Origin of the sequence: Paracoccus sp. DMF (assembly GCF_004407025.1) — a bacterium.
GTDB lineage: Bacteria > Pseudomonadota > Alphaproteobacteria > Rhodobacterales > Rhodobacteraceae > Paracoccus > Paracoccus aminovorans_B.
The window spans coordinates 1-13,057 of the sequence record NZ_SOKV02000034.1; the positions used below are offsets into that span (position 1 = coordinate 1).

Sequence of the window (13,057 nt, forward strand, 5' to 3'; positions counted from 1 at the left end):
GCCAGTGGAATCCCGTTTTGTCAACATGACCTAACTTTCGCCCGATTTACAGCCTCAATGCGTCCAGGGCGCGCGGCGGTCGGTGGCGAAGTTCTCGCCATAGCCGCGGGGGCGGATATTCGCGGCGCGGCCATGCGGCTCGACCACGATATAGTCGAGGCCGTTCTCGCGGGCATAGTCCTCGGCCTGCTTGCGGGTCTCGAAGCGCAGCTTCACCTGGCTTTGCGTGTCGTCGCTGCTGGTCCAGCCCATCAGCGGGTCGATCTCGCGCGCATCCGCCGCCGGAAAGACCAGCACCCATTCGCGGGTGCGGGCGACGCCCGACTGCATGGCGTTGCGGGCAGGCTTGTAGATGCGGACTCGCATGGACGGGAACCCTCTGTTCTTGCTCATGGCCTTATCCCCCAAGCCGGCCCGCTGTTCAAGATGGCTGTGCAAGACGCCGCTTGCCCCTTGCATCCGCGCGCCGAGATGCCAGATTCACACCCGGAACAAAGGGAAAACCATGGGCCACAACAACACCAATGCTCCCGTCGCGCGCTTCGCCGAGGTCACCCGCCCCAAGCTCGAGGGCGGCAGGCGCTTCGTCATGCAGTCCGAGTTCCTGCCGGCCGGCGACCAGCCCACCGCCATCGCCGAGCTGGCCCAGGGCGTGCGCGCGGGCGAACGCGACCAGGTGCTGCTGGGCGCCACCGGCACCGGCAAGACCTTCACCATGGCCAAGGTGATCGAGGAAACCCAGCGCCCCGCCATCATCCTGGCGCCGAACAAGACCCTTGCCGCGCAATTATACGGCGAATTCAAGGGCTTCTTTCCCGACAATGCCGTCGAGTACTTCGTCAGCTACTATGACTATTACCAGCCCGAGGCCTATGTGCCGCGCTCGGACACCTATATCGAGAAGGAATCGCAGATCAACGAGGCCATCGACCGCATGCGCCACTCGGCGACGCGGGCGCTGTTGGAGCGTGACGATGTCATCATCGTCGCCTCGGTCAGCTGCATCTACGGCATCGGCTCGGTCGAGACCTATTCGGCGATGACCCAGGACATGGTCGTCGGCCAGATGTACGAACAGCGCGGCTTCATCAACGAGCTGGTCGCCCAGCAATACCGCCGCCTCGACGCCGCCTTCCAGCGCGGCGGCTTCCGCGTGCGCGGCGACGTGGTCGAGGTCTGGCCCGCCCACCTGGAAGACCGCGCCTGGCGCTTCGACTTCTTCGGCAACGAATTGGAGGCGATCACCGAATTCGACCCGCTGACCGGGGCCAGGACCGACAGCTTCAAGCAGATCCGCATCTATGCCAACAGCCACTACGTCACCCCGCGCCCGACCCTGCAGCAGGCGATCAAGGGGATCAAGGCCGAGCTTCAGGGCCGGCTGAAGCAACTGACCGACGAAGGCAAGCTGCTGGAGGCGCAACGGCTCGAGCAACGCACGAACTTTGACCTGGAAATGCTTGAAGCGACAGGCGTTTGCAACGGCATCGAGAACTATTCCCGCTATCTGACCGGCCGCGCGCCCGGCGAGCCGCCGCCGACGCTGTTCGAGTTCATCCCCGACAACGCCATCGTCTTCGCTGACGAATCCCACGTCTCGGTGCCGCAGATCGGCGGCATGTATCGCGGCGACTTCCGGCGCAAGTTCACCCTGGCCGAGCACGGCTTCCGCCTGCCCAGCTGCATGGACAACCGCCCGCTGAAGTTCGAGGAATGGGACGCCATGCGCCCGCAGTCGGTCTTTGTCAGCGCCACGCCCGCGCAATGGGAAATGGACCAGACCGGCGGCGTCTTTACCGAGCAGGTCATTCGCCCAACCGGCCTGATCGACCCGCAGATCGAGATCCGCCCGGTCGAGATGCAGGTCGACGACCTTCTGGACGAGGTGCGCAAGGTCTCGGCCGCCGGCATGCGCACGCTGGTCACCACGCTGACCAAGCGCATGGCCGAGGACCTGACCGAATACCTGCACGAACAGGGCATCCGCGTGCGCTACATGCACAGCGACATCGACACGATCGAGCGCATCGAGATCCTGCGCGACCTGCGGCTGGGCGCTTTCGACGTGCTGGTCGGCATCAACTTGTTGCGCGAAGGTCTTGATATTCCTGAATGCGGCCTGGTCGCCATCCTGGACGCGGATAAAGAGGGCTTCCTGCGTTCCGAAACCTCGCTGATCCAGACCATCGGCCGCGCCGCCCGCAATGCCGACGGCCGCGTCATCATGTATGCCGACCGCATCACCGGCAGCATGGAGCGCGCCATGGCGGAAACCGAGCGGCGCCGGCAGAAGCAGATGGCCTATAACCTGGAACACGGCATCACGCCGCAGACCGTGCGCAAGAACGTCGAGGACGTGCTGGCCGGGCTCTGGCAGGGCGACACCGATCAGTCGCGCATCACCACCAGGATCGACAAGCCGATGGTAGGCGCCAACCTGGCCGCCCATCTTGACGCGCTGCGCGCCCAGATGCGCAAGGCGGCCGAGAACCTGGAATTCGAGGAAGCCGCGCGGCTGCGCGACGAGGTCAAGCGGCTGGAGGCGGTCGAGCTGGCCGTGGCCGACGATCCGCTGGCCCGCCAATCCGCCATCGAGGAAGCCGCCGACGAGGCCGTCAAGGCCTCGGGGCGCTCGACGGCGGGCCGCGCCGGTCAGCGCGGCGGCAACAAGCGGTCAAAACGCAAGCGTTAGCCGCAGCTTACGCGAACAAGTTTACCCGTCTTGTCATGTTCGAAATTCAGCCGGTTCGGGTTAAAGTCCATGGTGACGGGATCGCCGGTCTTGTAGCTGCGATAGGCCTGGTCGGCGGGGATCGAGATGGTCACGCCGCTTTGCCCGACCAGCCCCAGATAACGGGCGGCGCCGCAGCTGTCCTCGGCCGGCGGCATGGGTTCGGGCGCCGGCTCGGGCACGCAGCCCGCCGCCAGCAGGGGGATGAGCATCGCTACAGGCAGGATCGGCTTCATGGAAGGTCTCCTTGACGCGGACAATCGCAGCGCAACCCCGTCGCTCCGGAAAGGTTCCGCCGCGCCCCTGCCCGCGCTCCGCATCGGCCAAAGACCGCCGCTTCAGGGCAACCGGGCCAGCACCTCGTCGGTCAGCGCGTCGATCTCGCTGCGCGCCACCGGGTTGCGGCCGCTGTCGCTGGCACCCAGGCCCTGGCCCAGCGTCTCGGCATAGGTGACGCGGTTGGCGATCTGGGCCGCCGCGACCTCGGCGCCCAGCTCTTCGGCCTTTTCCGCGACCTCGCCGGCCAGCCGCGTGCCCGGCCGGGTGCGATTCAGCACGATCAGCGTGTCGCATTTCTCGCGCCGGGCCAAGTCCAGCACGCCCTCGGTCGCCCACAGGTCGACATGGCTGGTCGCGACCGGCACCAGCACCAGGTCGGCCACGCGCAGCGCCGGGCGCAGGTCGCTGTCGATCTTGGGCGGCGTGTCGATGATGACATAGTCGAAACGCTTCTTCAGCTTGTCGGATTCGTAGCTCGCCCCCCAGGCCGAGGAGGTGGTGAACTCCAGCGCCTCGTCCTCGCCCAGGCGTTCCAGCCGTTCCAGGAACCAGCGTCCCAGGCTGCCCTGCGGATCGGTGTCCAGAAGGCCGACGGAATGGCCCCGCCCGCGCAGGCAGACCGCCAGGTTGACCGCGACCGTGGTCTTGCCGGATCCGCCCTTCTGCTGGGCAATCGTGATGATGCGTCCTACCATGCGCCCCCTCCGCTGTGGCCCCGCTGCCCGGGGCGCGTCTGAAGGCCAGACTAGGCAGGATCCTGCCGCAAGGCGAGCGGTTTTCGCACCCGCAGAAACCGCCCGCGCTTCAGCTGTCCCAGACGCCGACCACCTCGTACATCACCGGCTCGAAATGCCGGCACATGGCATGGATGGCGCGGTTGCGCTCGCGCATCTCGGGGCTGCGCAGCATGGCCTGGTAATCGCGGCGGTCGCGCCATTGCGAATAGGTGGCGATGCGGGTCTGGGCGTCGTTCAGATGCACGGCGCCCGAGACATAGCCGGGCTGCCGGCTGATCACCTCGGCATAGGCGGCGGTCAGCGCGTCCAGCACATCATGGGCGCTGCCGGGGGTGACGTCGAAGGTGCAGATGACGGTCTGGCCGTCGAAACCGTCCGCGATGCGGGTCATGGCTGGGGCTCCTTGCCGCTGGCTCGTGACCCCAGCTTAGCGCAGAGCCGCGGCGGGAAAAGCCCCTATCGTTCGGCGCCGCCGGTGCACGGCCGGTGTACGCGCGGTGTACGCCCGCTGCACGGCGGTCACAGCAAAAATCCCAGCAATTGCTGGGGGTCTGTGGCCCGGCCCCGAGGCCTGTGCACCGCGCAACGCGCGTTGCGCCCGGCCGGCTTGCGGCGCGCGGGGAACCGGCGCATGGTGCGCCGCGCAAGGCGAAAGGACACCAGCCATGATTCCGGTCTTCGACGGTCACAACGACTTCCTTCAGCGCATGGTCGCAGCCGGTCCCGGGCGCGAGCGGCTGTGGCTGCAGGGCGACGGCACCGGCCATCTGGACCTGCCGCGCATGAAGGCCGGCGGCTTCGCGGGCGGCTTCTTCGCGATCTGGACCCCCTCGCCGCCCGGCCCAGACGATGCGCTGGCGGCGATGCTGAAGAAGAACCCGCCCTTTGCCCTTGATCTTCCACCGGAAATTCCGTCGGACCAGGCGCTGCCGCATGCGCTGGCCCAGGCCGGACAGCTGATGGCCATGGCGCGCAGCGGCACGCTGGACATCGGCCTGACCGCCGCCGACCTGCGCGCCAGCATCGCCGCCGGCCGCATCGCCGCCATCCTGCATATCGAGGGCGCCGAGCCGATCCCCGACCTCGATGCGCTGCATGTCTGGCACGCCATGGGGCTGCGCTCGCTGGGGCCGGTCTGGTCGCGGCCGACGGCCTATGGCCATGGCGTGCCCTTCGCCTTTCCGTCCTCGCCCGACACCGGGCCGGGGCTGACCGATCTCGGCCGGGAATTGGTCAAGGAATGCAACCAGTTGCGCATCATGCTGGACCTGTCGCACCTGAACGAAAAGGGTTTCGACGACGTGGCCCGGCTGTCGGACGCGCCGCTGGTCGCCAGCCATTCCTGCGCCCATGTCGTGGCGCCCAGTTCGCGCAACCTGACCGACCGCCAGCTTCAGGTAATCGCGGAAAGCCGCGGCCTGGTCGGGCTGAATTTCGCGGTGGGCTTCCTGCATCCTGAAGGCCGCCGCGACCCGATGCATGGCTTCGAGATCATGCTGCGCCATCTCGACCACCTGTTGGCGCATCTGGGCGAGGACGGCGTGGCCCTGGGCTCGGATTTCGACGGCGCAGACATGCCGGCCGATCTGGCCGATGCCTCGGCCTTGCAGAACCTGGTCCAGGCCATGCTGGAGCACGGCTATGGCCGCGAACTGGTTGAAAAGGTTGCCTGGAAGAACTGGCTGAACCTGCTGGAGCGGACCTGGGGCGCCTGAGCCCGCGCGCCCCCGCGAGGGGGTCGTCGGGGGAGGACGATCCTTTTAACCGGACACCTGGTAAACAACACCCGGACCGCCGTCCCCCGTGGCCTCTATCTGCCACGAAAGGCGCAGCCGGAAAACCTGTCGGTTGGGACAGGATTTTCGGCCGCGGCCCGCGATTCAGCTCTGGATCACCGCCGGCTCGACCTCCAGCGCCTGGGCCAGCGCCCGGAACCGCGCCTCGGTCACCTCGCCCATCAGCGCGCGGCCGGTGCGGGTCAGCTTCAGCTCCAAGAGCTTCTTCTTGGGCATCAGCTTCAGCGTGCCCGCCTCGGCCGGGTCCTTGACCGAGAACATGGCGCCGAAGCGCATCGCCTTGCCCAGCACCTCGGCGTCGCGGATCTCCTTGTCGTTCAGCAAGGCAAACAGCGGCGCCATCGGCGAATTCGCCCGGCTGTTCTTGTAGCGGTGCAGCAGCGACAGGCCCAGGAACACCCGCTCGGGATGCGACAGCGCCGCCATATTGGCCCGCGTCACATTGTCGAAACAGGCATCGGCGCGATAGTCGGGATGGGTGCGCCAGGTGGTGTCGTGCAAGAGGCAGGCGGCGCGGATCAGCCGGTCGCGCTCGGGCGGGACGTCGGCGAAAAGCGGTTCGAGAAAGTGATACAGCTTCTTGCCGAAGCCCGGCATCCGCGCCATCTGCCGTTCCGAGAAACGCGCCGCCTCGATCAGCGGATCGCGCGAGCGCAGCCCCTCGGGCATCTGCTCGTAAAGCAGCCCCTCACGGATCCCATAGGAGGACACCGCCAGCGACTTGGGCTCCAGGCTCTGCACCAGCTGGCGCAGCACCAGGCTGGCCAGCGGCACCAGTTCCATCCGGCTTTGCGAGATGCCGGTCATCGCCCGCATCTCGGGCACCGACTTGCCGCCGATCCATTTCACCGTGTCCTCGACCGCATCGGGCGTCATGCGGTATTCGTGCAGCACGGTCATCGGGTAGTTCACCCGCTCCATGTCCAGCCGCGCGATGGCCCGCCACGAGCCGCCGACCAGATAGATCGTCTCGTGCCCGCGGCCCAGCCTGGCGACGGCGCCCTCGACGGTCTTGCGGATATGGTCGCGCAGCCCCGAGGCGCCGCCCTTGACCTGTTGCAGCCGGAACGGACCCAGGGGCGTGGTGATGCGGCGGCCGACCTTGCCGCCCTTGACCTCGGCCAGCTCCATCGAGTTGCCGCCGATGTCGCAGACCAGGCCGCTCGCCTCGGGCCAGCCCAAGAGAACGCCCTGGGCGGACAGCCGGGCCTCTTCCTCGCCGTCGATGACATGCAGCTTCAGGCCGGTTTCCTTTTCCACCGCCCGGCGGAAGGCGGGGCCGTCCTCGGCCTCGCGCACGGCGGCGGTGGCGACGCAGGTCAGCGGCTTGATGCCCATGCCCTCGGCCAGGGCGGCGAAGCGCCGCAGCGCCACCATGCCGCGCTGCACGCCCTCGGGGTTCAGCCGGCCGGTGGTGGCCAGCCCCTGCCCCAGCCCGGCCATGACCTTTTCGTTATAGAAATACGCCGGCGAACGCGCGGCGCCGTCGAAGACCACCATGCGGATCGAGTTCGAGCCCACATCGACCACGCCGACCCGGCTGAGCGAGCGTTCCGAGGCCCGCTCGAACAGCGACCGCCCGAAGGGCTCGATGGTTTCTCCGCTTGCGGTGACGATACCGTTCATCGGGTTCCTCTCGATTCCGTGACCACGCCGGGGCCCGGGCTTTGGATGCGGCAATTAACCCTTTGCGTCAATCGTCAATCGGTCGAATGCGTCAATGCCGGAACGTCGCGCGCGCCCGCCTTGCCGCGTCCCGAAAGTGACGGATTTTCCATGAAGAATTTGTGACAGCTGAACAGGTCTTCCTTGCCCGCCGGCAGGTAGCGCAGATAGCGCCCGTCGGGCTGCAGAAGCCAGCTCTGCGCCTCGTCGGCCATGTTCGCCGCCATGATCTGGCTGGTGATCTGCGCCTTGACCGTCTCGTTGAAGCATTCGATCAGCGTCTCGACCCGGCGTGACAGGTTGCGCCCCATCCAGTCGGCCGAGCTGATGAAGACCCGCGCCCGTTTCGAGGGCAAGGCATGGCCATTGCCGAAGCAGACGATGCGGGAATGTTCCAGGAAACGCCCGACGATCGACTTGACGCGGATGTTTTCCGACAGGCCGACGATGCCCGGCCTGAGGCCGCAGATGCCGCGCACCACCAGGTTGATCCTGACCCCGGCCTGGCTTGCGGCGTAAAGCGCCTCGATCACGTCCTTTTCGATCAGGCTGTTCATCTTGGCCCAGATCTCGGCCGGCCGGCCGCGGCGGGCGAATTCCGCCTCGCGCGCAATCAGGGACAAGAGCGTTTCCTTCAGGTCGATGGGCGAGATCGCCATGTTCTCCAGCCCGTCGGGCTGCACATAGCCGGACAGGAAATTGAACACCTTGGAGGCATCGCGCCCCAGCGCCGGGTCGCAGGTGAACAGCGACAGGTCGGTATAGATCCGCGCGGTGATCGGGTGGTAGTTGCCGGTGCCGAAATGGCTGTAGGTGACCAGCTGGTCGCCCTCGCGCCGCACCACGGTGCTGATCTTGGCATGGGTCTTGTATTGCATGAAGCCATAGACGACATGCGCCCCGGCGCGTTCCAGCCGGCGGCTCTGGCGGATGTTCGCGGCCTCGTCGAAACGCGCCTTCAATTCGACCAGCGCGGTGACCGACTTGCCGGCCTCGGCCGCCTCGCAGAGCGCATCCACGATGGGGCTGTCGCGCGAGGTGCGGTAAAGCGTCTGCTTGATCGCCAGCACGTTCGGATCGCGCGCCGCCTGCGCCAGGAACCGCACCACCATGTCGAAGGTCTCGTAGGGGTGATGCAGCAGCATGTCCTTTTGCCGGATGGCCGCGAACATGTCGCCGTCATGGTCCTGCACCCGCTCGGGCACGCGCGGGGTAAAGGCCGGCCATTGCAGGTCGCGGCGCCCGTCCAGTACCAGTTCGCGCAGGTCGGCCATGCCCAACAGGCCCTCGACCTCGATCACCTCCTCGGGATCGACGTCGAGTTCCTCCATGATGAGGCGGCGCAGCCGGTCGGGCGCGCCGGCGGTGATCTTGAGCCGGATGACGCTGCCGCGCCGGCGCCGCTTCAGCGCCGTCTCGAATTCGCGGACCAGATCCTCGGCCTCTTCCTCGACCTCCAGATCGCTGTCGCGCAGCACGCGGAAGGCGCAATGGCCGATGTCGCGATAGCCGGGGAACAGGCTCGGCAGGTGCATCAGCAGCAGGTCTTCCAGCCGCAGGAAGCGCTTGCCGCCGGGCAGCGGCACGAAGCGGGCGATCTGCTGCGGGATCGGCAGCAGCGCCTGCATCTGCTGGCCGCCGCTTTCCCGCGCCAGCTCCAGCGCCAGCGAAAAGCCGGTGTTGGGAATGAAGGGGAACGGGTGCGCCGGGTCGATGGCCAAGGGCGACAGCACCGGAAACACCTGCTCCATGAAGTGGCGGCGCAGGAATTCCTCTTCGGCGCGGGTGATGCGCGAGCGCGACAGGATGGTGATCTCGGCCTGCTCCATCTCGCGGCGCAACCCGTTCCAGACCGATTGCTGCGCGCCCATCAGCCGGCGGGCGTCGGCATTGACCAGCGCCAGCTGCTCGGCCGGCGTCAGCCCGTCGTCGGAAAGCGTGCTGTTGCCCTCGCGCACCAGCTCGCGCAGGCCGGCGACGCGCACGGTGTAGAATTCGTCGAGATTGGTGGCCGAGATCGACAGGAAGCGCAGCCGTTCCAGCAGCGGCACGCGCGGGTTCCGGGCCTCGTCCAGCACGCGCCAGTTGAAGGCCAGCCAGCTGATCTCGCGGTTGAAGAAGCGGGCCGGGCCTTCGGGCGTGCCCTCGGGCAGCAGGCGCGGGGTGGGAAAGGGGAACTTCAGGAAATCGGCCTGGGTCATGGGAAAAACTGCTGCTGGGATGAAGGGATCATGCGTCGGCGGGGGCGAGCTTGTCCAGAAGCTCGGCCGCGAGGCGCCGGGTGATGGCGCGGCGCCCGGCCAGCGATTCGCGGTCGATGGCCGCGACCAGCCGGCGTGCAAGGTCGAGGTCGCGCTCCATGCGCAGCGAGAGCCAGTCGATCACCTCGGGCGGGGCTTGCAGCTGCCGGTCGGCGAACAGCTTGACCAGCACCGCCGGCAGCAGCGCATCGTCGGGCGGGCCCAGCAGCGCCTGCGCCGCCGTCTCCAGCCGCGAGCGCAGGTCCGGCAGGCGCAGCCCCCAGTCGCGCGGCGCGGCGCGGGCCGAGATCAGCAGCAGGGCCTGCCGGGCGCCGGCCAGGTTCCACAGGTGGAACAGCCCCTGCTCGGCCTCGGGCTGGCCGCCGATCTCCTCGGCATCCTCGATGACCAGCGCGCCGGCCTCGGGCACCAGCTCGTCAGCATTGGCGGGGGTCAGCGTCCAGGCCTGGGTGACATGGGCGCCATGCTCGGCCGCCCAGACGCCCGCCAGATGCGTCTTGCCGGCGCCCGGGCCGCCGATCAGCAGCAGCCGGCCCTGCGGCCAGCGTGCCGGCGCGTCGAGCATCGCCCGCGCGCCCCGGTTGGCGCCGGTGGTCAGGAAATCCGCGCGCGACAGCGCGGGCGGGATCGTCAGATCCAGGGCAAGCTGGCGGGCCAAGGATCAGCCGTCCTTCCGGCTTTGCTCACGGGCCTCGCGCGCGGCCAGCCGGGCCTCGGCATGCAGCTCGACCGGCGAGGGCGGGCCTTCCGGGCCGATGTCGGGCAGCCTCTCGCGCTCGGCGCGCTCCTGGCGCTCCTCGACCAGCTCGGCCAGTTCCTCGTCGCGCTGGATCTCGGCCACGCGCACGTCATGGGACAGCTGCGCCAGGCGGCGGATATGGGCGGTGGTGCCGCGCGGCACCAGCTCGATCAGCGTCGGCGGCGGCGGCGGCGCCGGCACTTCGCGCCCGGTATAAAGCGCGCTTTCCCGGTAGCGGCCGGCGGCAAAGCGCACCAGCACGCCCAGGGCCGCGGCCAGCGGCACCGCGACCAGCAGGCCGACGAAGCCGAAGAGCGTGCCGAAGACGGTCAGCGCCAGCATCAGCCAGACCGGATGCAGCCCGACCGAGGTGCCGACGATCTTCGGTTGCAGGAAATTGCCCTCGATGAACTGGCCGACGACGAAGATCGCGACCACGGCGGCGATCCAGACCGGCTCGCCCCAGAAGCTGAACAGCGCCACCCCGATGGCGGTGGCGCCGCCGATCAGCACGCCGACATAGGGGATGAAGGACAGCGAGGCCGCGATGACCCCGATGGCCACGCCGAAGGGCAGGCCCACCAGCCCCAGGCCGATGGAATAGAAGGTGCCCAGGATCAGGATCACCATGCCCTGCCCGCGCACGAAGCCCGACAGCGCCTTGTCGATGTCGCGCGCCAGCGTACGCAGGGTGTCGGCATGGTCGCGCGGCAGCAGCTCGTCCAGCCGCGTCACCATATTGTCCCAGTCCAGCAGCAGGTAGAAGGCCACCACCGGCACGATGACGACCAGCGCCAGCAGGCTGAACACGCCCACGACCGAGCCGAGCACCGTCGACAGCACCATCATGCCGCTTTCGCTGATCTTCTTGCCGGCATCGGTCAGGGCGGTGTTGATGGTGCTGCCCTCGGCAAAGACCTGGGGAAAGCGGCTGGTCAGGAACTGCTGCAACTGCGCCACCATGTCGGGTGCGGTATTGATCAGCTGCGTGGTCTGCTTGACCAGCACCGGCACCAGCATCAGCATCACCGCCACCATGATCAGGATCGCGGCCAGGGTGATGACCACCACCGCCAGGGTGCGCGACAGGCCCAGCCGCTCCAGCCGGTCGGCCAGCGGGTCCAGCAGATAGGCGACGGCGGCGCCCAGGATGAAGGGCATCATGGCATTGCCCAGCGCCCAGAGCGCCAGCAGCAGCACCACCAGCGCCGCCCCCCAATACCAGACCTGTTTCTGCGCCGGCAGTCGCATCCGCTCTCTCCTGTCGCGAGTCAGGCCCTATGTGGAACGTCGCGCGCGCGCATGCAAGGAAGGGCGTTGCCCCACCCTGCGCTCTGCGCTAACTCGGGCCGGCCATCATGAGGATTTCGCCATGCGTCTCACGCGCTATTTCATGCCCGTTCTGAAGGAAGACCCCAAGGAGGCGCAGATCGTCAGCCACCGGCTGATGCTGCGGGCGGGCATGATCAAGCAGCAGGCGGCCGGCATCTATTCCTGGCTGCCGCTGGGCTTCAAGGTGCTGAACAACATCCAGAAGATCGTGCATGAGGAGCAGGCCCGCGCCGGCCATATCGCCATGCTGATGCCGACGCTGCAATCGGCCGACCTGTGGCGCGAAAGCGGCCGCTACGACGATTACGGCGAGGAAATGCTGCGCATCAAGGACCGCCACAAGCGCGACCTGCTCTATGGGCCCACGAATGAGGAGATGATCACCGACATCTTCCGGTCGCATGTGAACAGCTACAAGGACCTGCCGCTGACGCTGTATCACATCCAATGGAAGTTCCGCGACGAGATCCGCCCCCGCTTCGGCGTCATGCGCGGCCGCGAATTCCTGATGAAGGACGGCTACACCTTCGACCTGACCAAGGAGGACGCGCTGCACGCCTATAACCGGCACCTGGTCAGCTATCTGCGCAGCTATGAGCGCATGGGCCTGCAGGCAATCCCGATGCGCGCCGACGGCGGCCCGATCGGCGGCGACTATACCCACGAATTCCTGGTGCTGGCCGAGACCGGCGAATCGGAGGTCTTCTACGACAGCGAGATCACCGACCTGAAATTCGGCAGCCGCGCCATCGACTACGACAGCGTGGATGAGTGCCAGGCGGTGCTCGAGGAATTCACCAGCCGCTATGCCCGCACCGACGAGACCCATGACGAGGCGCAGTTCAACCAGATCCCCGAAGAGCGCCGGCGTTCCGCGCGCGGCATCGAGGTCGGCCAGATCTTCTATTTCGGCACCAAGTATTCCGAGCCGATGGGCGCCACCGTCGTCGGCCCCGACGGCGCCCGCGTGCCGGTCCACATGGGCAGCCACGGTATCGGCGTCTCGCGCCTGCTGGGCGCGATCATCGAGGCCAGCCACGACGACAAGGGCATCGTCTGGCCCGAGGGCGTGACCCCGTTCCATGTCGGCATCGTCAACCTGAAGCAGGGCGACGCCTCGACCGACAGCGCCTGCGAGGCGCTTTACGCCGAGTTGAAGGCGCAGGGCTTCGATCCGCTCTATGACGACCGCGACGAGCGGGCGGGGGCGAAATTCGCCACCATGGACCTGATCGGCCTGCCCTGGCGCATCACCGTCGGCCCGCGCGGCCTGGCGGCGAACAAGGTCGAGCTGACCTCGCGCAAGACCGGAGAATCGGTCGAGATGTCGCCGCAAGAGGCGGTGGCGCGGCTGAAGGAGATCTATCAGCCGGTCTTCGACGCGGCGCTGTGAAAACCGGGCGGCCGTGCCGGTGGCGCGGCCGCAGGAGTATTTGTAAAACGGTGAAAGCGGGCCGGGCAGAACGATCTTGGGCGCTGCCTGCGTCTTCTTTGCTCTGGAAAATACCCATGGGACA

General features: G+C 67.5%; 11 protein-coding genes. 3 read left to right on the forward strand and 8 right to left on the reverse strand.

What is annotated here, in order from left to right; all coding sequences use genetic code 11:
- Positions 1-54: 54 nt before the first annotated feature.
- Positions 55-366, reverse strand: a complete 312-nt coding sequence (locus E3D03_RS15315) for an ETC complex I subunit (RefSeq protein WP_263567683.1) — start codon at positions 364-366, stop codon at positions 55-57.
- Between the two features lie 139 nt (positions 367-505).
- On the opposite strand from E3D03_RS15315, the gene uvrB reads away from it, so the two are divergent.
- The gene (uvrB, locus tag E3D03_RS15320; protein ID WP_263567660.1) at positions 506-2,692 is read left to right on the forward strand and encodes an excinuclease ABC subunit UvrB; all 2,187 of its coding nucleotides are present in this window, start codon (positions 506-508) and stop codon (positions 2,690-2,692) included.
- On the opposite strand, the gene E3D03_RS15325 is transcribed toward uvrB, so the two are convergent.
- The 3 genes from E3D03_RS15325 to E3D03_RS15335 all read right to left on the reverse strand — a co-directional run bounded on the left by E3D03_RS15325 (position 2,689) and on the right by E3D03_RS15335 (position 4,138).
- Positions 2,689-2,967 carry an I78 family peptidase inhibitor gene (locus E3D03_RS15325; protein ID WP_263567661.1) on the reverse strand — a complete coding sequence of 93 codons (279 nt, stop codon included), beginning with the start codon at positions 2,965-2,967 and terminating at the stop codon, positions 2,689-2,691. The two genes, uvrB and E3D03_RS15325, sit on opposite strands and share 4 nt — an antisense overlap.
- 102 nt (positions 2,968-3,069) lie before the next feature.
- Positions 3,070-3,705, reverse strand: a complete 636-nt coding sequence (gene parA / locus E3D03_RS15330) for a ParA family partition ATPase (RefSeq protein WP_263567662.1) — start codon at positions 3,703-3,705, stop codon at positions 3,070-3,072.
- A 109-nt stretch (positions 3,706-3,814) separates the two neighbouring features.
- Positions 3,815-4,138 (reverse strand): antibiotic biosynthesis monooxygenase family protein, encoded by a 324-nt coding sequence (locus E3D03_RS15335; protein WP_062560723.1) that lies wholly within the window; start codon positions 4,136-4,138, stop codon positions 3,815-3,817.
- A gap of 274 nt (positions 4,139-4,412) precedes the next feature.
- On the opposite strand from E3D03_RS15335, the gene E3D03_RS15340 reads away from it, so the two are divergent.
- Positions 4,413-5,462 (forward strand): dipeptidase, encoded by a 1,050-nt coding sequence (locus tag E3D03_RS15340; protein ID WP_263567663.1) that lies wholly within the window; start codon positions 4,413-4,415, stop codon positions 5,460-5,462.
- A 165-nt stretch (positions 5,463-5,627) separates the two neighbouring features.
- Here E3D03_RS15340 and E3D03_RS15345 read toward each other — a convergent pair whose 3' ends face one another.
- The 4 genes from E3D03_RS15345 to E3D03_RS15360 form a co-directional block, all read right to left on the reverse strand.
- Positions 5,628-7,169 (reverse strand): Ppx/GppA family phosphatase, encoded by a 1,542-nt coding sequence (locus tag E3D03_RS15345; protein ID WP_263567664.1) that lies wholly within the window; start codon positions 7,167-7,169, stop codon positions 5,628-5,630.
- Between the two features lie 74 nt (positions 7,170-7,243).
- Entirely contained in the window at positions 7,244-9,409 is a 2,166-nt protein-coding gene (locus tag E3D03_RS15350) for an RNA degradosome polyphosphate kinase (RefSeq protein ID WP_263567665.1), read from the reverse strand.
- Positions 9,410-9,437: 28 nt separating this feature from the next.
- Complete coding sequence (locus tag E3D03_RS15355; RefSeq protein WP_263567666.1) at positions 9,438-10,127, reverse strand: DnaA ATPase domain-containing protein; 690 nt, start codon at positions 10,125-10,127, stop codon at positions 9,438-9,440.
- 3 nt (positions 10,128-10,130) lie between these two features.
- Positions 10,131-11,459, reverse strand: coding sequence for an AI-2E family transporter (locus E3D03_RS15360; RefSeq protein ID WP_062560728.1), 1,329 nt, complete (start codon positions 11,457-11,459; stop codon positions 10,131-10,133).
- 121 nt (positions 11,460-11,580) lie between these two features.
- Here E3D03_RS15360 and proS point away from each other — a divergent pair, with 121 nt between their 5' ends.
- Positions 11,581-12,933 carry a proline--tRNA ligase gene (gene proS, locus E3D03_RS15365; RefSeq protein ID WP_263567667.1) on the forward strand — a complete coding sequence of 451 codons (1,353 nt, stop codon included), beginning with the start codon at positions 11,581-11,583 and terminating at the stop codon, positions 12,931-12,933.
- Positions 12,934-13,057: the final 124 nt, after the last annotated feature.